We start from the raw sequence: 24,516 nt of genomic DNA, 5'->3' as shown, positions 1-24,516 counted from the left end.
TATTCATTAAATAGAATCGAATAATAACCTAAAAAAACATGCGTATGAGAAAAAAAACTTTCTTATCAATCTGGGCTGTATTATGCTCAGCGGCATCCGTTTATGCTTCTCCACGAGGCGACACGGATTGGCATTTTCGCAATGCCCCCATTATTCTGGGGAGTTACATTCCTATAACGACCTATAATTTTGATCTGGACCCTCTGATTGTAATTTCACAAAACCTCAATCAAAAAGGAGCGGTTGTCATGAGCGGCCAGCTCAGCAAACCTGTTACTACCAGTGATGTTTTGATTTCAGTAAAATATCAGAATGCTCTGGGAGAATGGATCAGTGCATGGTGCAAAACATTATATGCCGCCAATGTGTATAATGAAAACCTTAATGCCACTTTTGAATTGCCTGCCTCTGCGAGCAGCGGTACCTATAATTTGAAAGTTGAGTTAAGCTCTGAAACCAATAATTTCACCGGTATAACATGGAATAAAGCGGTAAGTCATTATAAGTTGGGAGATTATTCAGCTAGTGCCTGCGAACTGGATGAAAATGAATATACAATATTATTCACCCCGAAAAAGAATGGTACTGTATTGTTTAATCCTAACGGAAGTGTTTCCGGCGTAAAAGACAGGGTGAAGTCACAGCATTTGACGAAGAAACTGGATGATATTGTTTTATCAGTCAATGCAAACGGTACGTTGGATAACACGAATCCTAATGCACCTGTCATCAACATTGAAAATCCTGATAATCTCGGTACGATTGCCAGCTCACAGAAATTTATCTACCAGGGCAGTGACACAAGCCCTTTTGAGTTTTCTTATCATGATCCTGTTTATGTATTTGCAGGTAAGTTTTCAAGTTCGGGCTTCTTTATTAACTTCAGTAACTGGTTTTTACCTCCTGAGGAGGGCGGAGAGCCCTGGGGTAGAGGATATTTGGATTTTACAAACCCTAATGCTTTAGTTAACAGGTATTACAACCTTTACAATTACATCAACGAGAAACTGACCGAAATTATTTCGGATCAAGAGCCCGTAGTTATTGTTGTAAGCAAAATAACAGGTTTCAGGGTATACAAATCTACCGGACAGTATATCACTGTCAATGCATTAAGCAATTATAATACAGTGAATGATTTTGGTTACCCTCCTTTGTATAACAAACAGAGAGGTCCCGGATCTGAAAATTTCTTTCTGAGCAACACTCCTAAAGCTTCTTTATATGGTATTGGAGCCATCAGAAACAGAAAAGTACGTGCTGACTGGAACGGACCCATGAGACCACTTCCGGAAGTAGAAGCTGAAATCAAAAAATTCATAAAATACGTTGGTATTTTTGGAAACTCAACAGCATTTGATTCACCTGATTGTTCAAACAACTGTTTTGTAATTAATGCAGGAGCGCTGCCTGATAATACAATAGCAGACTGGACTAAAGCTCCTAACAGTTATATTTTCACGGGTAAGGATAACGATGGCAATAATGTAGACGGACTTTATATTCCTGTAAAAAAAGCCTATGAAATGTGGCACAATGGGAATTATATAAAGGGGATCGACGTGCCTTCCGGAACCATAACAGCTGATGTATTGTGGGAAGATAACATGGGATTGATAAAGTCTAAAGAAAGCTATACTTTGGATATTATAGGTTCAGGTGAAAATGCAAAAATAAAAGTTCCTGTAAACAAAGTAAAAAAAGGAAATGCCGTAATTGCTTATAAAGTAAATGGAGAAGTTTTCTGGTCATGGCATGTTTGGGTAACAGATGACCCAACAAATGGCTCTACCTACAAAAGCTATGATGATGTAAAGAGACAATTGAGTGACGGAACTGTAGAAACTATCCCTAATTCTGAATGGGGATGGATGGACAGAAACCTTGGTGCCATCGGAAGTACTCTTAATGGAAATGGCTGGCACAAAAACGGAGGACTTTTATACCAATGGGGAAGAAAAGATCCTTTTCCTTCGTTAACATATACTGATGCCAGTTTTTATCAGGTAACCGGAAGCATAGGAAAGGTAATTTATGATGATGCAGTACCGAGATTGAGATTTACCAACAGCCCTTTTAATGATTATAAAAATTTCAATGAGCTGAGACTGTTTGTCAATAAATCAGCAGCTAACATAACGGATAATATCAGAGCATCGGTTAAAAATCCATTAAGTTTAATTTATGTAAATGATGATAATACCGTTACACCTTCCATATATGGTAATGCAAGTGGTCTTCCTTACTATTACAACTGGTTTGGACAGGTGCCGGGATTACAAACCAATGAGTTGAGTAAAGTTAACTTATGGTCAGATAACTCCCAGGGAGTGCAGGCAGCTGATATTTCAGTTCCGCAGCCTTATAGAAATAAATCTTCTTATGACCCTTGTCCTAACGGATGGAGATTACCTTCTGTATTGGTAGCCTCATCAACAAAAAATGTAAGAATGGATTTTAGTCCTTTCGGAGCTAAAGTAAATAGTCCATTGTCAGCTTTGAACGGTGTTCAATCTAATATTCCACCAGGTTTATCTAATTTGAAACCTTATCTGGCCGGTATAAAAATATACCCTCAGTCTGGTTTTGATATGACAAATGTAGGAGGCAACAATATCGGTATCTTCCCTGGAACAGGATGGATAGGAAGAGGAGCTGCTACAGATGGCAGATATCACACTAAAGCAACTTTTACAGACCAGCTTGAAACCTATCTATGGACTGCAACGATGACTACTTTTGGAGATTATTCATCAGTAGCCAGTGCATTAAGATTAATTCCGGCTGCAGATCAGATCCTCAATAACTATCGACCAGATGCTGCTAATTATCCTAATGTATATGGTTTGTATAGCTATAAACCTTCTGATGATTATTCCACCAATAATGCCAATGCATGCAGATGTATCAAAGACCCGTTATTTGTAAAAAATAACTATAATTTTGAAACGACTTTCTTTACTGAAACTGAAACCTATAAAACAGGATTAGATAACCCTAATACTTATATGGTTACAAAATCTACTGCTGATCAGGTAATTTCAGTACCCGTAAGTAAAGCTTTTTCTGTACAAAGTAATTATTTAGGGAATACTCAGATTCTGAATACGACAAGCTTTAATGATTTAAAAGCGAATATACTTTGGACAGATAACCCTGCTTTGGTAACACAATTAACACTGGATAATACAGCTTCCAAAGATGCTAATATCAACGTGAAAGTGAATGCCAATCAGTCTGGAAATGCTGTAGTTACATTACATAATGGTTCCATCAGTAATCCTGTATATTGGAGCTGGCATATTTGGGTAACCAATAATTCTGTCAATTCTTTTACTCACGTAAATGACACTCCTATCACAACTGATAATTATGTAAACTATACTCCATATGGAACTATCATGAAAACAACCATCATGGATAGAAACTTAGGAGCTGCGGAGGCTATGCCAAGCCCATATAACCCAACTGTACCTGCACAGGTAAACCAGCTCAACAGTTCGCAGGGATTACATTATCAATGGGGAAGAAAAGACCCTCTGCCTATATTCAATAATATAAACGGTTCTAAATACAATGTATTCTTAGGAACCAATAATAACGGGGTTGTAACCTATTCAGCCTTTACAGAAGCGAATTATAATTCAAGTAATATCGTGAATTATAATACCTATAAGAGCAGCATTACTGCAACTGATAAAATAGATGTGAGAATAGAAAAAATTCTTGGATATTCAGTTGCCAATCCATTAAAGCTAATGATGCCCGCTAGTGCGTATCCGTATCGTGGCGATAATACCCCTCATTATACTCTTGCTTCAGACTGGTTGTTTGATACTCAATACCATAGTTTATATGACGAAAGATGGGGAATCGGTGGTAAAAAATCGGTATTTGACCCTTGTCCTAATGGGTGGAGAATTCCTGAGGTTCTTGGTAAAGGAACAACAAAAACGTCTCCATGGAGTCTTAAAAGTAATCCTGAAGCTCTTAGAACTATTGACGGTACAGAAGCTGGCTATTATGGAACCCCTATCTACAGTGTAACTGCACCAAGTTTTTGGGGGAAAACAGTAGGTTATTCATTTACTAACAGTTTGTATAACATCGGGAATTATCCAAAAGCCGTTAGCAGAGGCAGCAGAAGTGTAATGTATGCAGCTGCCCTAAGTACCGCTGTTGGTGCATCAGGAGGAGTATGGTATGCGAATCTAAATGGTGAAATGACAGGAAGATCTACTTACATGTATTTTGACATTTATAGTAGAAATAATGTGAAAAATACCGATATAGATCCTTTTGCATCTCTAAGCTGCAGATGTGTAAAACAAGAGGATAACGGTATTCCTAGAGGTCCACTTCCAGGGATTCCTGTAACACCCAATACAGGAATTCAAGCCAGAACTGCTTTCAGTAAAGTAGCTATCGAGGAAAAGGTAAAAGATGATAAGCTTGTTTTATATCCTAATCCTGTAAAAGATATCTTATATATTGAAGCAAAAGACGATAAGGACTACTATTATCAGATTTATAACATGTCTGGACAGCTTATGAAAGAAGGTAAGTTTATCAATAAACAGACAGATGTTACTTCATTGTTGACCGGAGCTTATCTGGTAAGAATTAACAACTCTGAAACGATTGTAAAAATTATTAAAAAGTAATTATAAAAACATTGCTTAATACCAATGATGGCCGGAATTTCTTCCGGCCTTTTTTTATGTTGAACAGATGATAGACTGCAAAATATTCAGCACTGTAATAATCAGGTGAATCTAGAGTCTTTCATCTTTTATCAAGAATCTTATAAACAAAAAAAAAGTCTCCTATTTCTAGAAGACTTTTTGCGATCCGGACGGGACTCGAACCCGCGACCTCCGCCGTGACAGGGCGGCATTCTAACCAGCTGAACTACCGGATCAATTTTTTTAAAAGAAATTGATAAAACTTCTGCGATCCGGACGGGACTCGAACCCGCGACCTCCGCCGTGACAGGGCGGCATTCTAACCAGCTGAACTACCGGATCAATTTTTTTAAAAAGAAATTGATAAAACTTCTGCGATCCGGACGGGACTCGAACCCGCGACCTCCGCCGTGACAGGGCGGCATTCTAACCAGCTGAACTACCGGATCTAATTTTTTTTTAAAAGTAAATTGAAAACTTTTGCGATCCGGACGGGACTCGAACCCGCGACCTCCGCCGTGACAGGGCGGCATTCTAACCAACTGAACTACCGGATCTAATTTGTAAAGAACTTCCTTTCTTTTTCGTGGTTGCAAAATTACACCTTTTTTCGGTACCTGCAAATTATTTTCAAAAAAAATGCCTCCCAATCATGGAAGGCATTCATTATCAAACTTTATTTTTTATAAGTGAGCGCTTAATTTTTCAGCGATTACCTCTTTTGGAGCCACACCTACTAATTTGTCTACTACTTCTCCATTCTTAAAAATAAGAACTGTAGGAATATTTCTGATCCCATACTGCATAGAGATTTCCTGGTTGTTGTCTACATCTACTTTCCCAACTACTGCTTTCCCTTCAAAGTCTGATGCTACTTCTTCGATGATTGGTCCTAAAGTTCTGCAAGGTCCACACCATACTGCCCAGAAGTCTACTAATACTGGTTTATCTGATTTTAAAACCATATCCTGAAATGAGCTGTCTGTAATTTCTAAAGCCATTTTGTTTCTTTTATTTTAATTAATATTATTTTTCTTTTTTATCCTCTATTGGATGTTCAAAATTACGATTTTTAGAGCATAAGACTATCTATGCTCAACATTAGTTTTTTCTATAGTGTAATCGCTTGAAATTTCTTTCAATGCACTTACTAATGTATCGATCTCTGCTTTGGTCGTCATATGGCTGAAAGAGATACGTAACGGCGTACAGTGATCCATTTCGTCCTCAGAAAGTACCATCATCATGACCATAGAAGGTTTTGAAGCTCCTGATGAGCACGCACTCCCCTGAGAAATTGCAATTCCTTTCATGTCCAGCTGAAGTCCGATTAATGGATTTTTATAAGGTAATAATGCGCTTAAAACCGTATAAAGACTATTTTCCTTTTCAGCACTTCTCCCGTTGAATTTAACCCCTTCAATTTCGGCAGAAAGTCTTTCAATCGCATAATCTTTGATATCCTGCATATGGTTTGTATATTCCGCCATATGGCTCAAAGAAAGTTCTAAGGCTTTACCTAATCCTACGATACCGGCAACATTTTCTGTTCCGGCTCTAAGGCTTCTTTCCTGAGGTCCTCCGGTGATAATCCCTTTCAGACCTGTTGCCTTTCTGATAAACGCAAAACCAGCTCCTTTCGGCCCATGAAACTTGTGGGCACTACAGGAAGCGAAATCTACAGGAATATCAGAGAAATTAAGGTTCATATGAGCCATCGTCTGTACTGTATCTGAGTGGAAAAGTACATGATGCTCTTTGCAAAGCTGGGCAACTTCTTTAAGGTTAATAAGGTTTCCAATTTCGTTGTTGGCATGCATTAAGCTTACCAATGTTTTTTTATCTGAAGCCTTTAACAGCTCTTCTAATTTATTCAGGTCAATATCTCCTTTTTCATTAGGGCGGATGTAGCTTACTTCTACCCCTTTTCTGCTTTTCATATCCAGAATACTTTCAGAAACACATTTATGTTCCAAAGGAGAGCTTATGATTCTTTCTACACCAAGGTGTTCTACCGAGGATTTGATGATCATATTGTTGGATTCTGTTCCACAGGAAGTGAAAATGATTTCTGCAGGACTTACATGAAGATAGTCTGCAACCTGTCTTCTCACATTTTCAATAAGGATTTTTGCTTCCTGGCCAAAGCTGTGTGTTGAAGACGGGTTTCCGAAATTCATCTTCATAGTGCCAACCATTGCATCTATAACTTCTTCTGCAAGCGGTGTGGTTGCGGCATTATCTAAATATATTTTATCCATTATTATTTTGAATATTTTAATTCTACGGAGGTGAATTGGTAGTCTGCAGGAACAGTGAAAATAAACCATGGGTTGGAAAGCACCTGAATTTCCATTCCACCGGAAGGTTCTCCAGCCGGAACTTCTACATACAGAATGTTATTTTTCACAGAGATCCCTTTGATTTCTGAGATGCTGTGACTTCCTGATCTGAAACCACCTAAATTGTAGAGAACAACCTTCTTATCTTTAGGAAATTGCGGGTACTTGACATAAGATCCATCATCTCCTGTCCCTATAATGCCAAAACTTCCTTTGATGGTATTGCGAAAATCTTTTTCTTCTTTAATGATTCTAAAGCCTGCCTTTTCTGTACCTCCCTGTGACTGGGAAACAATAAGTTCTGTATTTTCCTGCATATCAGGGGATTTTTGAGATGATGTGCTTGCACAACTCATAAAAGTGAGTGCAGATGCAATTAACAAGCTTTTCATTTTCTACAATTTTATCTCCCAAAATTAATGAAAAAATTGGTAATGTCCCTCATTTGCCCACTTCAACATTGGGCGATCTCCTGAAGTATCTCCAAAAGCAATAATTTTATCGTACTTAGAATCGTTGATTTCTTCTTTAATTCGTACCAGTTTTTCTTTCCCGTTGCAGTTTTTTCCTACAAAATTTCCTGTGAAAACTCCGTTCTTAAACTCTGCCCGTGTAGAAACAAGCTCCATTTTCAGTTCTTCGGCAAAAGGTTTTACCCAGATATCCAATGAAGCGGTCACCAATAAACTCTGTATATTATTCCTATCGATATTTTTTATAAAGTCTAATGCATTTTCCCTCACAATTTTAGGATAATGCTGCTCAAAAAATTGTTTAGACTTCAATTCGATCTTTTCCTGAGTCTGGCCTTTCAAAATAGAACCGATAAAGCTTTTTTTCACTTTTTCTGTTTCGGCGAGTTTCAGCTTCAACAGAATAAAGAGCGGTACGTGTCTTAAAAATTGTATCCGGTATTTTGTAGAATCGTAGAATTTAAGATACATAAACATAGTATCTTTATACGTCAGGGTTCCGTCAAAATCAAAACAATACAATTTTCTCATTTTTCTTAAAGCTTTAATTTTTTGAATATAAACTCAGGGATATTCCTGATAATCATCATGATAATACTCCAAACCGGCAAAACATATGCCACATTTTTTTCCTTTTTGAAGGCTTTATAAATACAGGCCGCTGCTTGTTTCGGTGTTGCCGTCAGTTTTGGATTTAAAGGCAGACCTTCTGTCATCTTGGTCGCCATAAACCCTGGTTTTATCGTAAGAACATGTACTTTTTTATCAAAAAGATAGTTTCTCAAACCACTCAAATAAGCTGTAAAAGCAGCTTTTGCACTTCCGTAGATGAAATTACTCTGTCTTCCCCTATCCCCTGCCACTGAAGAAAGCCCGATAATCGTTCCTGATCTTCTGTTTTCAAATTTATGGGCAAAATAATTCATCACCGGAACCAGTTTTGAGTAATTGATATCTATGATACGTTCTGTATTTCTGTTATCATACAACCCTTCTTCTGTTCCTTCGCCCAAATATCCTACGGCACAAAATAATACATTTGAATTGATATTATCAAATCTATTGTAATCTATTTCTTTTGTCAGGTCCAGTTCGATGACTTCCGCCTGTTGCAGAAACTTCACATCAATATGCCTTGCAAATCGTTCTGTAGTTTCTTTATTTGAGGTAAAAAGATAGATCTTTTCAAATTTTTCTCCTTCCTGAAGTGCTTTTTCCACAAAAGCCTGTGCCACTTCAGATGTGCTTCCCAGAACTATCATTATGAATTGTTGTTTATGATTCTTTTGTGCTGTAAAGACACAAATTTAGGATTTTGAATATTTTTCAGATAATTGGTCAATGATGATCTGCTCATGCTGTCTTTGGTAAGATAAATTCTCCCTCCGAATTCCTGAACAATGCTATCAAGCTGGTCTACCAGTTTTTTCAGTTTTGAATTGACCTTAAAATCCAGGGCCAATGTATATCCTTCTACAGGGAATGAATTATACGCCTGAGGATTGTCCTTTCCAAAGAGTTTTAAAACCGCTAAGAATGATCCGTTTCCACTATTGGCGATCGTTTCAAGGATTCTTTTCATCCCTTCTTTTCCTGCTTCTTTAGGAATTACCATCTGATATTGTATAAAACCGGATTTTCCATAGATCTTATTCCAGTCATTAATGGCATCCAGAGGATAGAAAAACGTTTCGTAATCAATGAAGTTTTTCACTTCTTTTTTAGATTGCTTTTTATAGTACAGCCAGTTAAAAATTTTCACGGTAAGTGCATTCAATACAAATCCCGGAAAATAAAAAGGAACTGTAGGCTGTAATTTTTTCTTTAATCTTAAAGGAGTTTTTGCAAAATTCTGGGGAAGCTCATGTTGAAAAGCATGCTCCCCTCTCATCAGAATACTTCTTCCGATATCTTTTCCTTTCTGAAGACAATCGATCCAGGCAACCGTGTAGGTCCAGCTTTCACTTTCTTCAAACAGTTTAAAAATTTCATCCAGATTTTCCGCTTTAATGCTTTCCTGACGAATATAAGCGGATTCTATATTTTTAAGCTTAAACTTCGCTGTAAGAATAATTCCAGTAAGTCCCATACCACCGATAGTAGCCCAAAACTTCTCAATATTTTCTTCTCTGGAACAGGTAATAATCTCCCCTTTCTCGGTCATGAGCTTAAATTCAATCACATATTCTGAAAAACAACCTTCTGCATGATGATTTTTTCCATGAACATCAGAAGCGATAGCCCCTCCTACTGATATAAATTTTGTCCCTGGAGTAACATACAGAAAGTATCCCTGTGGAACTGCAATTTCCAGAACATCTGAAAGCAGTACCCCGGATTCACATTCTATCACTCCGTTTAAACGGTCAAAATTGATGAATTTATTTAATTTTTTTGTTGAAAATATAGATTCTCCCAACGAAGCATCTCCATAGCATCTTCCGTTCCCTCTTGCAATAATTTCGTTGTGATTGAGTACAAATTCTTTTATTTTTTTGAAACTGTCCTCAGATCTCATTTCTTTCTCTACTACCGGGAAATTTCCCCAGTTTGTAACTTTCTGTGTGAAATTAGGCTTCATTTCTTAAAATAAATTTGAATTAAAAATGCAGCTACCCAAAGTAATAGGGTAACCTGTATGTATCGGTCTCTGTACACAATTTTTGTAGGAGATTCCGTTCTGTTGTAAACCAATGTCTGCTGAAGATACCTCAACAAGGCAAAGACTACGAAAATCACCGTATAAAAAACTCTCTCATGGAATCTTTCCTGAACTTCCGGAGACAGGGTAAACATCAGATAACACACAATAGCCAGCGTAATAGAAATGGATAATGCAATATCTGCAAACTGAACGTTATATCCATCCAGTGCCCGTCTTGTTTTTCCTGAAACCTGCGCATTGATAAGCTCTCCTCTTCTTTTCCCGATAGCCAGTACTAATGCCAACACGAACGTTAACAGGATTGCCCATTGTGAAATACTGATTCCGGTAATATACCCTCCAGCCAGTACACGCAGTACAAACCCTATGGCAATAATGAAAATATCAATGATGGGGACATGCTTGAGTCTGAAGGTATAGGCAAGATTCATCACTACATAAAATCCTATGATGGTCGCAAACTTCCAAAGCAGCTCATGAAAATAGATCTTTGTAAAAAATACAAGAGCAATATCTGCAATGACAAGTCCCAAAAGAATTCCTATAGCTTTTGATTTTGAAATAGCTCCACTCGCCAACGGTCTTCTTCTTTTTTCAGGATGCTTTCTATCTGCTTCTATATCATTATAATCATTCAGAATATACACAACACTTGCCGCAAGCGAAAAGATAACAAATGCGAAAATGCTCTTGAGAAGCAGATCTATGTTGGTAATATTACCCGAAAAGAATAGAGGGACAAATACAAAAAGGTTTTTCACCCATTGCTCCACACGGAGCAGCTTTAAATATTTCTTCATTTATGTTATTTCAAGTACAAAAATAATAAATAAAATTTATAGCATAAAAATACAAAAAAAACCGCCGGGGCGGTCTTTTACGAAAATATTTATATATTAAATTAACTATTGCCCTTGTTTGGCTTCATTAATCATTTTTTCATTTGCAGTAATGGCAAACTCAACTCTTCTGTTTTTAGCTCTTCCTTCATCAGTATCATTGCTAGCAACCGGCATATTTTTACCTTCTCCTTTTGAGAACATTCTGCTAGATGCAATTCCTTTTCCTACTAAATAAGCTTTTACAGCATCTGCTCTTCTTTGAGAAAGCGCCATATTGTAAGCATCTTTACCTACGCTGTCTGTATACCCGTAGATATTGATATTGGTATCTGCGTTATTTACCAATACTGTAGCTAATTTGTCAAGGTTAGTCTGAGCAACGGAAGTAAGGTTTGAAGAGTCGAAAGCAAAGTTTACAATACTTTCATTCATGGTCACTTTAATACCATCACCTACTCTTTCTACCTGTGCTCCTGGTAAAGTTTCTTTAATATCTCTAGCCTGCTTATCCATTTTGTTACCGATAACGTTACCTGCAACACCACCGATAATACCTCCTAATACAGCACCAATAGCTCCGTTTCCTCCTCTTCCTACATTGTTTCCTAAGATCCCTCCAAGAACAGCTCCTGAAGCAACTCCTACAGCTGTACCTCTTTGTTGGTGATTTGAATTCTGAACCGCCTCACAACTTGTCAATAATAATGCTGATGACAAGAAAAGGGCTCCTACGTATGTTTTTGTAAATTTCATTTTTTTTGATCTTTTATGTTGATATATTATTTCATTCCTGCTCTCTGGAAGTTGTAAACTACTTTTACATTACCTCCTTCAAAAGGAACATCTTGCTGAAGTGAAAACTGATCTGTTGTCTGATTAATCAGGGTAAGGCTATATCCTACAGTATTTTGTTTTGCTTTCGTACCTCCTGCAATTTTTTTAAACATAAACGTGTTACCGTCTTTTATTTCAAACTTGATGGGCTGTGTAATTGCCGGGCAATCTCCACCTCCGTTCAAAGTATACGCTCCTGTCCAGTTGTTAGGAATCAATCTCCAGTGGCTTCCTACGAAGCACTGTGCATCTGCACCTTCGTCAAAAGGTTTGATTTTATACCCTTTTTCGTAATCTATGCTCACAATCTGCCAATCTCCTTTCATTTTAAGGAAATCAGCTCTTTGATTTTGAGATGTAGCTGCTTTGTTAACAGAGGAACACGACACTGCAAAAAGTGATGTTCCCAACATCCCTGCAAGTAGTAACTTTTTCATTTTGTTGTTTATTATTTTGTTACTATAAAGTTACAAAAAACCGTGCCAAAATTTAAAATAAAAAATAAAAAGTCCGAAAAAAATTCGGACTTTTTATGACTTCTCCTTAAACACAGGGAGATAAATTATTTTTTAACGGCCTTTTTTACGGATTTCGAAGGCTTGGCAGTGCCTGCCGGCTTTCCTTTGTAGAAATTGGTATAAGCATACTCTGCCGCTTTTTTCAGGTCGATAACTCCACCTGCCTGAGATTCATCTGCAAATCCATTTGCTGTGCTAGGATTGCTGCTTTTCACAAGCGCTTCAATGATCTGATAAGGTTTCAGATCTGGCATATACGCTAATAAAACAGCAGCTCCTCCGGCTACCACTGGTGATGCCATAGAAGTTCCCTGAAGATATTTATATTCGTTTTTCGGAACGGTAGAATAGATTTCTTCTCCCGGAGCGAAAACATTGACCATTTTTTTGTTGAAGTTAGAAAAATCGGCTCTCAAAGCACTGTTTTTATTGGTGCTTGCTCCTACCACAAGAACGTTGCTTACAAATGGTTTTTCATCCGTAACATTTTTAAAGTTGGTAGGATAGGCCAAGTGTTCTGCTACATCTTCATTTTCGTTACCTGCAGCTTTTACTAAAAGAACGCCTTTATCTTCAGCATATTTAAAAGCATCCCAAACTACATTCTTACCGGGAGAAACAGGTTTCCCGAAGCTCATATTTAAAACTTTCGCACCGTTATCTACTGCATATCTGATTGCATTGGCAACGTCTTTATCTCTTTCATCTCCATTAGGAACTGTTCTTACAGACATGATTTTAGCCACTTTGGAAGCAACCCCGTACTGAACTTCTTTTCCTTGTGGAAGTCCTGCAATAATTCCTGCTACGTGAGTTCCGTGTTCTGCATCTGCTCCTTCATAATGATTGTTCCCATAACTTTTTTCAGAATAATCATCGTAGTTATCCCCTACTATTTCTTTTCTCGGATCATATGAAAGGTCGTATTGTTTTGCTGCCGGAGCAAAATGATCTATAGCCTCCTTCATCTCCTCTTTCATCTTTTTCTCAAACTCAGCAGATGATTTTCCTTTGAATTCCGGACTTTGGGAAATCTGACCTAAGAAATCCAATGCAATAGCATCTTTCTGATCTGTAGGCGCTTTAATTGCTGAAATGGTTTCACCAGTTACAGGCTTACCTCCTAATAATTTTACCATATTAGGAATCAGCTCGTTCAGCATAGAATATGTCTGAAAACTTTGTTTTGCCTCGATGCTTTTTTTATTGAACATCTCTTTGGCTTTCATATACATATCAAAATCCTCCTTCATCTTAGCCTGGTTGGCTTTGTTCTTTGCAGAATCATCTCCTTCGAAAATGGGCTTGTATTTGGCTACGACTCTTGTCACCTCCATATTATCAATATCAATATCACCGTTTTTACCTCCTATGAAGTTCCATCCGTGTACATCATCAATATATCCGTTTCCGTCATCATCTTTACCGTTGCCAGGAACTTCGTTAGGATTTGACCATAGGTTTTTTACCAATCCGGGGTGATCTACCTGTACTCCACTGTCTAAAACTCCAACGACCACGGTTTTAGGCTTCAGTCCTTTAGATTCTAAATATTTATAGGCATTTGCCGTATTTACACCATATACTTTTGAAGTCGCAAAATCTTTATGATACCATGTCATCAGATCTTTGTCTTCGCTAGGATCAATACTTTTAGCTTTAGATTCCTGTGCAAAAGAGAAACTAAAACCTGCTAAAAAAACTGCAGCTAATAATACCTTTTTCATATGTTGATATTTAATTTTTTAAAGCAATATGTCAATCACCACCTTCATCTGCTGTATGCTGAAACTTTCTTGAATAGTGATTGTATGCTAATATGATTGTTTTATATTTTTTAAATACATGAGTGATTCCGGGCCTTTATTACAAATAAGGTCAAGAATCGACAAGTCTTCCAAAAACCCGAATTTATCCGAAAATGTCTGGTAATATTCTTCCATTTGAAATTCTGAAGGAACCTTTGCCGAAAACTTTTCTCTGAAATTGATTTCTTCAGGGTTTTTGATATATTCTTCATTCAAAGACTGTGCCTTTTCTGTTTTTAGTATCTGTTGGATAACTTCTATCCCTTTAAGGTTAAAATCAAGAAGAAACTTTTCATTAAGCTCAAATATTTTTCTGAGCTTATCTTCATAATATTCGAAATAAGGAGAACTTTGATAGGCTGTTTTGATCGATTTCCAATGAAGAGCTCTCCAGTCTTCACGGTAAGAGATTTCAATGTCTTTAAATTCTCTTTTTCCGTTATGAGCGATGGGAATGATTAATGATAATTTTCCATTAGCTCCATATATATTGGTTCTGCTTCTATAGGTCTGTTTTGGAAAGCTTTCAAACTGTTCAAATACAATATTATTCTCAGGGTTCACAAACACTGAAAACCATGAAATCGGGGGCATATAAAATGCCGGCAATAATACATTCTTCATATTCATAATGCAAAAATGAAGTATTTTTTCAAATACTTCATTCTATTTTAAGTTTAATTTTTTTATTAGTTGTCTTCAGTTTTTTTCTTTCTGAACAATTTCTCGAAATACTCCCATCCAAAGAATAAGATCAGGATCATCGCTGCAATCCACCAGTAAGAGGTTTTATTAGCTTCTCCTGTATTGGTTGCTTTGAACATTCTGTCCCAACGAACTTTAAATGGCGCCTGGTAAGTAGAACTGCTATCTGAGAAAGCACCCTGAAGACTCATCCATGTAAACATAGGTTTTCCTACAATATTTTCTTCAGGAACGAAACCAAAGAATCTTGCATCTAATGAAGCATCTCTGTTGTCCCCAATCATCATATAATAATCCTGCTGAATGGTATACTGATTCGCTTCTTTGCCATTAATGAAGATCTTTCCATTCTTTTTCTCCAAGCTATTGTGCTCATATTCAGAAATAATCCATTGATACATTGGAAATGTCTCCTGATTGATCGCTACAACATCTCCTTTTTTAGGAATTCTGACAGGTCCGTACCAATCAGGATTCCAAGCTTTATTAACTGGAAATATAGATTGTGTAGTATCTATACTTTTTGTATATGCTGTTTTATCAGCATTCACTTTATATTGGATTGCAGCCATTCCTTTAGACAAAATGCTTTCCTGCATATCAATTACACTTGGCAATTCTTTAATATCTTTAGCAATTTTGTCAGTTAGCCCTTGGAAAGTATATTTAAACCCACTATTTGTTTGTTCCTCAGTTACAGGTAAAAAACCATAACCTTTATATAACGTAGGAATATCTAATTGTTCCTTAGTATTTACAACATACGCATGTTGTACTTCCTGATCTCCTAAAACAGTTTCCGGTTTTCCGTTAACGAAAAGTCTTCCGGCTCTCATTTCAAAAGTATCGCCTGCTGTAGCTACACATCTTTTTACATAAGGATCTTTTCTGTCAATCGCTGTATGCACAGAATCTCGAGGATAGTTGAAAACTACCACATCATTTTTCTGCGGCTTATCGAATTGTAAGATTCTTGTATAAGGGAGTTTAATTCCATCTACATAAGATTTCGGATCATCTTTAGGATTTCCCTTTTGTCCTGTATCCATAATCGTTCCCTGAAGGAAAGGTATTGCTACCGGACGCATTGGAAGTCTGTATCCATAGCTCCATTTGTTTACAAAAAGGAAGTCTCCCACCAATAATGTTCTTTCCATAGATCCTGTAGGAATCCCGAAAGGCTGTGTTACAAAAACGTGAATGATGGTTGCAAATACTACCGCAAAGGTAATAGAACCCACGAATGTATCTTTCTTTTTGTCGTTCTTCTCTTCGTCTGTAAGAAACAGGTCGTTTGCATTTTCATCTTCTAACTCTACATCTTTAGAATAGTTGATCACCGCCATATAAATAAACGGCAAAATCACGGTAAGAATCTGATCTTTGAAAAGTGTCTTTCCAAACTTTTTCACTAAGTAAAGGTGGAAAACAGACATCATGATTGGCCCTACAATCGGAAGATAAGATAGGATTGCCCACCATTTCGGATGTTTTGTTTCTTTCAGAATGATGAAATAGTTATAGAAAGGGATAAAAGCAAATAAAGGGCTATAGCCCATTTTCTTGAACAGTTTCCAAGATGAAAGCCCCATTAATACGGATAATATGAGGACATATACTGTATAAGTTAAAAAATAATTCATAAATTTTTGTGCCTATTCTTATGATATAAATGATAAAATGATGAGTAATAAATGATAACAGCCATCCGCTATTTACTATTCACTATTCATCATTTTCTGTTTATTTGTCTGCAATTTACAGAATTTGTTACAAATTAAAGCCCCAAAACGTCTTTCATTGCGAAGTTTCCTTTTTTATCTTTAATCCATTCTGCGGCTACTACAGCACCCAGTGCAAAACCGTTTCTGTTGAAAGCGGTATGCTTGATTTCGATTTCGTCTACTTCGCTTCTATAATATACGCTGTGGGTTCCCGGTACTTCATCTTCACGTACCGCAAAAATTCCCAGCTGCTTGCCTTCTGTTTCTTCCAGCTTCCAGGCATCGAATTTCGGGTTGTTTTGGATGATTCCTTCTGCGATAGAAATAGCTGTTCCACTTGGAGCATCTTTTTTATGGATGTGGTGAATTTCTTCTAACTGACAAGAGTATTCATCTACATTTTTCATCAGACCAGCCAATTTTTCGTTTAAAGCAAAAAATAAATTCACTCCTAAACTAAAGTTGGAACCGTATAGGAAAGCTGTACCATTTTCTACAGCCAGTTTTTCTATTTCAGCTTTTTGATCCAGCCAGCCTGTCGTTCCGCAGATCACCGGAATTTTATTTTCAAGACAAGCTTTTATGTTTTCAAATGCCACTTCCGGTAATGAGAATTCAATCACAACATCCGGATTATTAAGATTTTCAGCAGTTGGGGTTTCCTTCAGACGGGCAACTACTTCATGACCTCTCTTCTGCGCGATCTCATCAATGATCTTACCCATTTTACCGTAACCAACTAATGCTATTTTCATATGATCTTTTTATTTTTTACTACTGCATTCAATCCTAAGACCTTTCTGCAGGTATATTGTATTTTAAAATCTGTAACTTAAACTGAAGCCTGTTTTTGGAGCGCTATACCCATATTGATCCTGAATAACTGATGGTTTAAAAACCAGATCCGGGTCATGACGGCTTTCATAAAGATGTGCATCTACTACTGCATCTACAATATTCAGGATATAGATCAATCCTGTAATAGCAATCGCATAATCTCTTTGTCTTTTGGCCCTGTCCTGAGCATTCCCCAAAGCTTTTTTATCTAAAAACGGGTGACTGTCTACAAATTCATTAGGCGTTCCGTTCAGTTTTGCTATATAATATTCGCGGTATTTTCGATATTGATTGTCATTCCAGACCGCAATACCAACTCCTGCTCCTACTGCTCCCCAAACAATGGGAATCTTCCAGTATTTTTTATTATAAAACTGTCCCAATCCTGGAAAAACGGCAGAATACAATCCTGCTCTGGTAGGATTCAGTTTTATGGTTTTTACTGTCGGACCATTTGCTTTTTCAAGATCTTCAATGATCTTTGCTTCTGTTTTTCCTGGCTTTACCACACGAGGTTCTTCTTTCGGAAGAGTCTGCATCCGAACGGTATCAATAGGTTTTACTTGTGAGTAAGCCAGTACAGCAATACACAAGAAAAATGTGAAAAATATTTTCTTCATTTATTTAATATGGGATAGAATATATTCCAGCTCTTCTTCGTTTTTGAAGTCCAGAACAATTTTACCTTTTTTACCATTTCCAGAAGCTTTGATCTCCACTTTTATATCCAGGATATCTGCGATGGTCTTCTGGGCTTTTTTATAGTTATTGGAAAGCTCCACATTGGCTTTTTTTGCGGCGGGAGACTTTGGGTTCTTCAATGCGGCAGCTGCCTGCTCTGACTGACGAACATTTAATTTTTCTTTGATGATAAGATCAAATAAAACCTGCTGATCTTCTTCACTTTCAAGACTGATAATGGCTCTACCGTGTCCTGCAGAAATCTCACCACTTCTGATGGCATTCTGAATATCCGGGTTTAGTCTTAATAATCTGATGGAGTTGGTGATGGTACTTCTATCCTTTCCTACTCTCTGGCTCAGGTTTTCCTGAGTAAGACCGATCTCTTCCAAAAGTCTATGATAAGTCAAAGCAATTTCGATGGCATCAAGATCTTCTCTCTGGATGTTTTCAACAAGAGCCATCTCAAGAAGCTCCTGATCATTTACTAAACGGATATAGGCAGGAATAGTCGTTAACCCGGCAATTTTAGTTGCTCTGTAACGTCTTTCCCCGGAAATGATTTCAAATCTTTCTCCGTCTTTTCTCAGGGTAATCGGCTGGATTACTCCCAGGTTTTTGATCGACTGCGCGAGTTCGTTTAATGCTTTTTCATCAAAATAAGTTCTCGGCTGCGTCGGGTTCGGATAGATATCTTCAAGCGCAACTTCTACAATGTTTCCTACAAACTTATCTGCTCCTTCATCAGTAGCTGAATTGACAGTTGCTTTAGATTCTGCACTTAAAATGGCGCCCAAGCCGCGTCCCATAGCTCTTTTTTTGTCCTTCATAGATATAATTGATAAATGATGTTTGATAAGCGATGACTAGCATTCACTTATTGGCCATTTATTATTAATTTAGTTCTTTATTAAGTTTTCATTTCTCAAAAGAACTTCTTCAGCTAACTGAATATACTGAACAGCTCCTTTACTTTCGGCATCATAATTCAGGATACTTTCTCCAAAACTTGGTGCTTCACTCAACCTTACGTTTCTGCTGATAATGGTTTCAAAAACCATTTCCGGGAAATGCAGGTTTACTTCTTCCACTACCTGGTTTGACAGTCTTAAACGGCTATCATACATCGTTAAAAGAAGACCTTCTATTCCCAGGTCTTTATTGTGGATCTTCTGAACATTTTTCACGGTGTTCAAAAGTTTCCCAAGTCCTTCTAATGCAAAATATTCACACTGGATCGGAATGATTACAGAATCTGCTGCAGTAAGAGCATTTACGGTAATAAGACCTAAACTCGGCGCACAGTCGATGATGATATAGTCATAATCGTCTCTTACGCTCGCCAGTGCTTTTTTCAGCATATATTCACGGTCCTCCTTATCTACCAACTCAATTTCCGCAGCCACCAAATCGATGTGTGACGGAATAATATCAAGGTTTGGAGTGGCAGTTCTTTTGATACAAACTCTTGTATCCGCACTGTGCTCCAGTAGATTATATGTAGAATACTGAACATCTTCCACCCCCAGACCGGATGTAGCATTCGCCTGAGGATCAGCATCAATGATCAATATTTTTTTCTCCAATACTCCTAATGCTGCTGCCAAATTTACGGCGGTGGTTGTTTTACCAACACCTCCTTTTTGATTAGCAATACCTATGATTTTTGCCATTATTAGAACTTTAAGTTTCAAAAATACACTTTTTTCTTTGCTCTCGGTGAGTGGAGAAAATCAAAATTGAGTTAAAATATTGTTAATAAGCAATTTAACGATAAAAAAAATTATCCACAAAAAAAATTCTTTGTGGATAACTATTCTAAATTTGTTTTTCCGTATTAATTATCAAACTTCATTGAGATTGGAAATTTGAAATAACTTCTTACGAATTCTCCTTTTTTGTTTTTGGCAGGAATCCATTTTCCTTTGCTTGAGATGTTTTTGATTGTTCTCATGGCCTCACTGTTAAAGTCGGCGTTGGTTCCATTAGCTTTTACCCCTGAAATTGTTCCGTCCATTTCTACAATAAAGGTAACTGTCGTTTTTACAACCTCTTCTGATTCAAATCCTGAACCATCGAAGTTGTTCATTACTTTATTTCTGAAGGAGTCTATTCCTCCTGAAAAACTAGCTTCAACACTAGGGTCTTTATCAATGATTGTAGGATCTGTTTTTTCAACGACCGGATCAACCTTTACAGTAGATGGACCATCACCTCCAATAACACGTGGAACAATCGGAATATAGGTCGTATTTGTTATTTCTTTACCTTCCGATGTTTGTGTGCTTGCTACTGCATTCGTTTTATCCTCAACTTGCTTTTCATTGGTGACAATTGCCTTAGGCTCTGGTAATCTGTCATCATATGCTTTTACAGCAGGCGCTGGCGGCGTTGGTTTTACAATTTGTACTGGCTGGTCTTTCGGCTTTTCTACATCCTGAATCTCAATTACATGCGGAAGATTATATATGGTTCCTGTAGGGGCTTCTACAGGTTTCAATGCAGAAATCACAAACGGTGTAATGGATACTGCGGCCATTAAACTTGCTCCTATAAAAAGGGCTTTGGTTAATATTCTATCTGATTCGTTTCTTAACGCATAGGCACCATATTCTTTATTGCGGTGCTCAAAGAGAACCTCGTTAAAACGAAATTCCTGGTTTTGATTATGTTGTTTCATCACTACTACTATTTAAACTGTTAAAAATTTTGATTATTAGTTTGATTAGTTCTTATCGATAAGCAATGTTGTAATATCAAAACATCTGCCAGAATTTTATCAAAACAACATAATATTAGAAAATTTTATGATAATGTTTAAATTTTAACATTTTCAAATAGAAAATCTACACAAGAAAACGGTAGTATTTTTCATGAAAATAAATAAGAATAAATATACAAATAGCAGAACAGGAGCTTAGTAGATATACTTAAATGTAATCCTTGTCAAGGTTTAAAACCTTGACAAGGATTGATAAACCAGATAAAAGAAACTAAAAGTTATTTTATCAAGTCTCATTAATTTTTAAACAAAAAAAGAGACCATCAAATGATGATCTCTCTATTATTTATAATCTAAGAATATTAGAATAATTCTTTTCTGATGATGTTCTGACTTCTTTCAGGACCTACAGAAACTAAGTATACATTGATTCCTAAGTATTTCTCAATAAACTCGATGTATTTCTGAGCATTGTCAGGAAGTTCATCATAGCTTCTTGCTTTTGTAATATCTTCGTTCCAACCTGGTAACTCCTGGTAGATAGACTCGTAGTTGTATAGTTTTTCTGTAGATGAAGTGAAATAATCAATAATTTTTCCATCTTCAGTTTTGTAATGAGTAACGATTTTAAGGTTTTCAATTCCTGTAAGAACGTCAAGCTTAGTGATTACAAGGTTGTTGATCCCGTTGATCATACAAGCATGCTTTAAAGAAACAAGGTCTAACCAACCTGTTCTTCTTGGTCTTCCTGTAGTCGCTCCGAATTCACCACCGATCTGTCTGATTTTCTCACCCAGTTCGTTATCTAATTCAGATGGGAAAGGTCCGTTTCCTACTCTTGTACAATATGCTTTCGCCACTCCGATTAAGTTCTGAAGTGAAGTTGGTGGAACACCAGCTCCTGAACAAACTCCTCCTGTAGATGGAGAAGATGAAGTTACGTACGGATAAGTTCCAAAGTCAATATCAAGCATTAAAGCTTGTGCTCCTTCGAATAAAACGTTTTTACCATCTCTGATCGCTTCGTTCAACTCTAATTCAGTATCAACGATTCTGTCCTGAAGCTGTTTTCCGATTTCTAAATATTCGTTGTAGATTTCTTCAACGTCTAATGTTGGCTTTCCGTAATATTTTTCAAAAAGAGAATTCTTAACTTTTAAGTTTTTCTCGATTTTGTCTCTTAAAATCTCAGGATTTAAAAGGTCTACCATTCTGATTCCAACTCTTGCGATTTTATCTTCATAACAAGGTCCGATTCCTTTTTTGGTAGTTCCGATCTGAGTGCCTCCGTGCTCCTCTTCACGGTAAGTATCCAAAAGGATGTGGTAAGGCATGATAACATGCGCTCTTCTGCTGATAAAGATATGATCTGTTCTCAAGCCTTTGCTCTCGATCTGACCAACTTCTCTAATAAAAGACTTAGGGTTTACCACTACTCCGTTCGCAATGATACATTTCCCTTTGCATTGAAGAACTCCTGAAGGAAGAAGGTGCAAAACGAATTTTTCTTCACCCACATAAACCGTGTGACCAGCGTTGTCTCCACCCTGGAAACGTACTACATAGTCCGATTTAGCCGATAAAACATCCGTGATTTTTCCTTTGCCTTCATCTCCGTACTGAAGACCTACAACTACATAAGTTGACATATTTTACTTTTGTTTTTAGATTCGTGCAAAATTACTTTTAAAAAATTGGGTGGGCAAATTTGAGGAGGATTTTATTTTTGGGTTGGGGTGAAAATCATGAGGTTGAATATGACTTTATTCCTGATGTTTTTACTTTCACACCTATATAAAATGGATTATATTTACTCTAAAAATTATTCGAAATGAAATTTAAAATTCTGATTCTACTTTTAATGGTTCCTCTGTTTTATATAAAAGCACAAAATAAAGTAAATGATTATCTAAATGTACCCGGACCTATTAATTTGAATCAAAAGGAATATAATTTAGCCTGGAGCTCTCATCCCAATGAAAACTATTTCAAGCAGGAATATTTAAGTCCAAAAGAAAACATCAACCAATACAGCAGTATGGTTTTAATTGAGTTTGTAAAAGGTAATTTCACTCTTAAAGATATTATTGATCAAAAAATAGGAGAACTTCAGGAAGCAAAAAAAACTAACCCTGTTGTTAATTATCAGGTTCTTGAAAATAATGGAGAATATATTTTGGATTTTCTTATTAGTGAAAACTCAAAGGACGGCAAGGAAATACTGATTGCTGAAAGGAATATTTACCGTTATAAACTTATTAATAATAGCAAAAATAAAGGAGTTCTTCTTTTTGCAGTAAGTGAAAGAGGATACGAGAAAAATATGGATGATTTCTTTAATAATTTAAAAGCCAACTCTTCTCAATTAATTGAAATTGTTGGAAATTTCAAACTTCCTGACATTGAGATAAAATAATACAAAAAAACCAATTTATCATGCCAATATCCCAAACATCAACATATCTACCATCAAAAGTAAACAGAGAATCACAACTTTATTACACTCTGTTTTCGCCCGAAACGGCAAAAGCTACCTTGTTAATGGTTCACGGCATGCAGGAGCACAGCGGAAGATATGCAGAAATTGCAGAATATTTTGCAGCTCATGGGATTGCTGTATTGACGTATGATCACTTGGGACATGGAAAATCTGTGAAAGAGAAAAAGGATATTGGTTTCTTCCAGCTTGAAAAACCGGACGAAAGACTTGTCGCAGATGCAGAAATGATGGCTGATCATCTTGCAGAGCAGTATCCGGAAGTTCCCCATTTTATTTTGGGACATTCTATGGGATCTTTTATTACCCGTTGTCTTCTTCAAAAGGCAAGCAGTAAGTTTACAGGAGCCATCATTACAGGAACCGGCGGCCCTTTACCGGGAATAGATTTGTTAAGAGCGTATTTATCATTAACCAATGCCATTGCGCCTCGTCATCGTACTTTCTTGAATTCAGTTTTTACAAGCGTCAATAACAAACATTTTAAAAAAGATAAAGATTTCAGTGATACCAGCTGGCTCAGTGTAAATCCTAAAAACAGAAAAGCTTTTGAGCAGGATGAATGGTGTGGAATTCCGTTTACCCACAATGCTTTTTACACTTTATTTACCATTTATAAAAGGGCTACGGCAAGAAAGTGGGCTTCTTCTATTTCCCAATCTTTCCCCTTCCTTTTTGTAAGCGGGCAGAATGATCCGATCGGTGATTTTGGAAAAGGAGTAATGCATACAGTGGATAATTTAAAAGCTGACGGCTTTCAAAATGTAGAGGTAAAGATCTATCCGGAGATGCGTCATGAGATTCTGAATGAGGAAATACGGGGAAAAGTGTTGAAGGAAATTTATGACTGGATTTCAAAATAGAAGAATCTCTCGCAAATTTTGCAGATTTCGCTGATTTAATACACTTAAAAACCATGAAAATACATATTTTCGGAGCTTCCGGTTCCGGGGTGACCACTTTAGGAAAAGCTTTGTCTGAGGAACTCAATCTTGAATATTTTGACAGTGATGATTTTTTCTGACTTAAAACCCAAATTCCTTTTACAGAAAGACAACATCCAGAAATAAGGAATGCCATTGTTTCGGATACGCTTCATACTGCTGAAAACTGGATTTTCGGCGGTTCAATCATTCATTGGGGTAAAAATGTATTTCCTGCATTCGATCTGATTATATTCCTC

At 36.9% G+C, this 24,516-nt stretch carries 22 protein-coding genes and 4 tRNA genes; 4 read left to right on the top strand and 22 right to left on the bottom strand.

Going from position 1 to position 24,516, the window contains the following annotated elements:
• The first annotated feature begins 44 nt into the window (after nt 1-44).
• Nucleotides 45-4,664, top strand: coding sequence for a T9SS type A sorting domain-containing protein (locus tag C1634_RS16795; protein ID WP_165835345.1), 4,620 nt, complete (start codon nt 45-47; stop codon nt 4,662-4,664).
• Between the two features lie 183 nt (nt 4,665-4,847).
• On the opposite strand, the gene C1634_RS16790 is transcribed toward C1634_RS16795, so the two are convergent.
• The 22 genes from C1634_RS16790 to C1634_RS16685 form a co-directional block, all read right to left on the bottom strand.
• A tRNA-Asp gene (locus C1634_RS16790) sits at nt 4,848-4,921 on the bottom strand.
• A gap of 32 nt (nt 4,922-4,953) precedes the next feature.
• Nucleotides 4,954-5,027, bottom strand: a tRNA-Asp gene (locus tag C1634_RS16785).
• A gap of 33 nt (nt 5,028-5,060) precedes the next feature.
• Nucleotides 5,061-5,134: transfer RNA gene (locus C1634_RS16780), tRNA-Asp, on the bottom strand.
• A gap of 34 nt (nt 5,135-5,168) precedes the next feature.
• A tRNA-Asp gene (locus C1634_RS16775) sits at nt 5,169-5,242 on the bottom strand.
• A gap of 126 nt (nt 5,243-5,368) precedes the next feature.
• Nucleotides 5,369-5,686, bottom strand: a complete 318-nt coding sequence (gene trxA / locus C1634_RS16770; RefSeq protein WP_103231720.1) for a thioredoxin — start codon at nt 5,684-5,686, stop codon at nt 5,369-5,371.
• An 84-nt stretch (nt 5,687-5,770) separates the two neighbouring features.
• The gene (locus tag C1634_RS16765) at nt 5,771-6,946 is read right to left on the bottom strand and encodes a cysteine desulfurase family protein (protein ID WP_103231721.1); all 1,176 of its coding nucleotides are present in this window, start codon (nt 6,944-6,946) and stop codon (nt 5,771-5,773) included.
• A 2-nt stretch (nt 6,947-6,948) separates the two neighbouring features.
• Nucleotides 6,949-7,419 carry a hypothetical protein gene (locus tag C1634_RS16760; RefSeq protein WP_103231722.1) on the bottom strand — a complete coding sequence of 157 codons (471 nt, stop codon included), beginning with the start codon at nt 7,417-7,419 and terminating at the stop codon, nt 6,949-6,951.
• A 24-nt stretch (nt 7,420-7,443) separates the two neighbouring features.
• Nucleotides 7,444-8,031: an HAD family hydrolase gene (locus tag C1634_RS16755; protein ID WP_109738789.1), complete on the bottom strand. Its 588-nt coding sequence runs from the start codon at nt 8,029-8,031 to the stop codon at nt 7,444-7,446.
• A gap of 5 nt (nt 8,032-8,036) precedes the next feature.
• On the bottom strand, nt 8,037-8,762 hold the full coding sequence (locus C1634_RS16750) for an SDR family NAD(P)-dependent oxidoreductase (RefSeq protein WP_077415689.1): 726 nt from the start codon (nt 8,760-8,762) through the stop codon (nt 8,037-8,039).
• Nucleotides 8,762-10,081, bottom strand: a complete 1,320-nt coding sequence (locus C1634_RS16745; protein ID WP_103231724.1) for an FAD-binding oxidoreductase — start codon at nt 10,079-10,081, stop codon at nt 8,762-8,764. Before C1634_RS16745 ends, C1634_RS16750 begins: the two co-directional genes overlap by 1 nt.
• Nucleotides 10,078-10,965: a decaprenyl-phosphate phosphoribosyltransferase gene (locus tag C1634_RS16740; RefSeq protein WP_103231725.1), complete on the bottom strand. Its 888-nt coding sequence runs from the start codon at nt 10,963-10,965 to the stop codon at nt 10,078-10,080. Before C1634_RS16740 ends, C1634_RS16745 begins: the two co-directional genes overlap by 4 nt.
• Nucleotides 10,966-11,070: 105 nt before the next feature.
• Complete coding sequence (locus tag C1634_RS16735; protein WP_103231726.1) at nt 11,071-11,760, bottom strand: OmpA family protein; 690 nt, start codon at nt 11,758-11,760, stop codon at nt 11,071-11,073.
• Nucleotides 11,761-11,786: 26 nt separating this feature from the next.
• On the bottom strand, nt 11,787-12,278 hold the full coding sequence (locus tag C1634_RS16730; protein WP_103231727.1) for a lipocalin family protein: 492 nt from the start codon (nt 12,276-12,278) through the stop codon (nt 11,787-11,789).
• Nucleotides 12,279-12,403: 125 nt separating this feature from the next.
• On the bottom strand, nt 12,404-14,086 hold the full coding sequence (locus C1634_RS16725) for a S8 family serine peptidase (RefSeq protein WP_103231728.1): 1,683 nt from the start codon (nt 14,084-14,086) through the stop codon (nt 12,404-12,406).
• A gap of 87 nt (nt 14,087-14,173) precedes the next feature.
• Entirely contained in the window at nt 14,174-14,797 is a 624-nt protein-coding gene (locus C1634_RS16720) for a WbqC family protein (RefSeq protein ID WP_394337101.1), read from the bottom strand.
• Nucleotides 14,798-14,856: 59 nt separating this feature from the next.
• A complete protein-coding gene (gene lepB / locus C1634_RS16715) occupies nt 14,857-16,515 on the bottom strand; it encodes a signal peptidase I (protein WP_103231729.1) in 1,659 nt (552 codons plus the stop codon).
• A 134-nt stretch (nt 16,516-16,649) separates the two neighbouring features.
• A complete protein-coding gene (dapB, locus tag C1634_RS16710; protein WP_109738788.1) occupies nt 16,650-17,351 on the bottom strand; it encodes a 4-hydroxy-tetrahydrodipicolinate reductase in 702 nt (233 codons plus the stop codon).
• Nucleotides 17,352-17,414: 63 nt separating this feature from the next.
• Entirely contained in the window at nt 17,415-18,053 is a 639-nt protein-coding gene (locus C1634_RS16705; RefSeq protein WP_103231731.1) for a DUF5683 domain-containing protein, read from the bottom strand.
• Entirely contained in the window at nt 18,054-18,944 is an 891-nt protein-coding gene (locus C1634_RS16700; protein WP_103231732.1) for a ParB/RepB/Spo0J family partition protein, read from the bottom strand. It abuts the gene before it with no gap.
• A 69-nt stretch (nt 18,945-19,013) separates the two neighbouring features.
• Nucleotides 19,014-19,787, bottom strand: coding sequence for a ParA family protein (locus C1634_RS16695; protein ID WP_103231733.1), 774 nt, complete (start codon nt 19,785-19,787; stop codon nt 19,014-19,016).
• Between the two features lie 164 nt (nt 19,788-19,951).
• Nucleotides 19,952-20,794 carry an energy transducer TonB gene (locus C1634_RS16690; RefSeq protein ID WP_103231734.1) on the bottom strand — a complete coding sequence of 281 codons (843 nt, stop codon included), beginning with the start codon at nt 20,792-20,794 and terminating at the stop codon, nt 19,952-19,954.
• A 404-nt stretch (nt 20,795-21,198) separates the two neighbouring features.
• Nucleotides 21,199-22,485, bottom strand: coding sequence for an adenylosuccinate synthase (locus C1634_RS16685; RefSeq protein ID WP_103231735.1), 1,287 nt, complete (start codon nt 22,483-22,485; stop codon nt 21,199-21,201).
• A 182-nt stretch (nt 22,486-22,667) separates the two neighbouring features.
• Here C1634_RS16685 and C1634_RS16680 point away from each other — a divergent pair, with 182 nt between their 5' ends.
• Genes C1634_RS16680 through C1634_RS26320 form a run of 3 tightly spaced genes read left to right on the top strand, consistent with a single transcriptional unit; the run spans nt 22,668 to nt 24,357 of the window.
• Entirely contained in the window at nt 22,668-23,252 is a 585-nt protein-coding gene (locus C1634_RS16680; protein WP_103231736.1) for a hypothetical protein, read from the top strand.
• Nucleotides 23,253-23,272: 20 nt separating this feature from the next.
• Nucleotides 23,273-24,196, top strand: a complete 924-nt coding sequence (locus C1634_RS16675; protein WP_103231737.1) for an alpha/beta fold hydrolase — start codon at nt 23,273-23,275, stop codon at nt 24,194-24,196.
• Nucleotides 24,197-24,249: 53 nt separating this feature from the next.
• Nucleotides 24,250-24,357: a shikimate kinase gene (locus C1634_RS26320; RefSeq protein ID WP_228410094.1), complete on the top strand. Its 108-nt coding sequence runs from the start codon at nt 24,250-24,252 to the stop codon at nt 24,355-24,357.
• Nucleotides 24,358-24,516: the final 159 nt, after the last annotated feature.

It is taken from the genome of Chryseobacterium viscerum (genome assembly GCF_002899945.2).
Classification (GTDB): domain Bacteria; phylum Bacteroidota; class Bacteroidia; order Flavobacteriales; family Weeksellaceae; genus Chryseobacterium; species Chryseobacterium viscerum.
This window is presented reverse-complemented; position numbering and strand designations above follow the sequence as displayed.

Coding starts and splice junctions, on each gene's coding strand:
- C1634_RS16795 (WP_165835345.1), top strand. CDS start 45: ATGAGAAAAAAAACTTTCTTATCAATCTGGGCTGTATTATGCTCAGCG.
- trxA (WP_103231720.1), bottom strand. CDS start 5,686: ATGGCTTTAGAAATTACAGACAGCTCATTTCAGGATATGGTTTTAAAA.
- C1634_RS16765 (WP_103231721.1), bottom strand. CDS start 6,946: ATGGATAAAATATATTTAGATAATGCCGCAACCACACCGCTTGCAGAA.
- C1634_RS16760 (WP_103231722.1), bottom strand. CDS start 7,419: ATGAAAAGCTTGTTAATTGCATCTGCACTCACTTTTATGAGTTGTGCA.
- C1634_RS16755 (WP_109738789.1), bottom strand. CDS start 8,031: ATGAGAAAATTGTATTGTTTTGATTTTGACGGAACCCTGACGTATAAA.
- C1634_RS16750 (WP_077415689.1), bottom strand. CDS start 8,762: ATGATAGTTCTGGGAAGCACATCTGAAGTGGCACAGGCTTTTGTGGAA.
- C1634_RS16745 (WP_103231724.1), bottom strand. CDS start 10,081: ATGAAGCCTAATTTCACACAGAAAGTTACAAACTGGGGAAATTTCCCG.
- C1634_RS16740 (WP_103231725.1), bottom strand. CDS start 10,965: ATGAAGAAATATTTAAAGCTGCTCCGTGTGGAGCAATGGGTGAAAAAC.
- C1634_RS16735 (WP_103231726.1), bottom strand. CDS start 11,760: ATGAAATTTACAAAAACATACGTAGGAGCCCTTTTCTTGTCATCAGCA.
- C1634_RS16730 (WP_103231727.1), bottom strand. CDS start 12,278: ATGAAAAAGTTACTACTTGCAGGGATGTTGGGAACATCACTTTTTGCA.
- C1634_RS16725 (WP_103231728.1), bottom strand. CDS start 14,086: ATGAAAAAGGTATTATTAGCTGCAGTTTTTTTAGCAGGTTTTAGTTTC.
- C1634_RS16720 (WP_394337101.1), bottom strand. CDS start 14,797: ATGAATATGAAGAATGTATTATTGCCGGCATTTTATATGCCCCCGATT.
- lepB (WP_103231729.1), bottom strand. CDS start 16,515: ATGAATTATTTTTTAACTTATACAGTATATGTCCTCATATTATCCGTA.
- dapB (WP_109738788.1), bottom strand. CDS start 17,351: ATGAAAATAGCATTAGTTGGTTACGGTAAAATGGGTAAGATCATTGAT.
- C1634_RS16705 (WP_103231731.1), bottom strand. CDS start 18,053: ATGAAGAAAATATTTTTCACATTTTTCTTGTGTATTGCTGTACTGGCT.
- C1634_RS16700 (WP_103231732.1), bottom strand. CDS start 18,944: ATGAAGGACAAAAAAAGAGCTATGGGACGCGGCTTGGGCGCCATTTTA.
- C1634_RS16695 (WP_103231733.1), bottom strand. CDS start 19,787: ATGGCAAAAATCATAGGTATTGCTAATCAAAAAGGAGGTGTTGGTAAA.
- C1634_RS16690 (WP_103231734.1), bottom strand. CDS start 20,794: ATGAAACAACATAATCAAAACCAGGAATTTCGTTTTAACGAGGTTCTC.
- C1634_RS16685 (WP_103231735.1), bottom strand. CDS start 22,485: ATGTCAACTTATGTAGTTGTAGGTCTTCAGTACGGAGATGAAGGCAAA.
- C1634_RS16680 (WP_103231736.1), top strand. CDS start 22,668: ATGAAATTTAAAATTCTGATTCTACTTTTAATGGTTCCTCTGTTTTAT.
- C1634_RS16675 (WP_103231737.1), top strand. CDS start 23,273: ATGCCAATATCCCAAACATCAACATATCTACCATCAAAAGTAAACAGA.
- C1634_RS26320 (WP_228410094.1), top strand. CDS start 24,250: ATGAAAATACATATTTTCGGAGCTTCCGGTTCCGGGGTGACCACTTTA.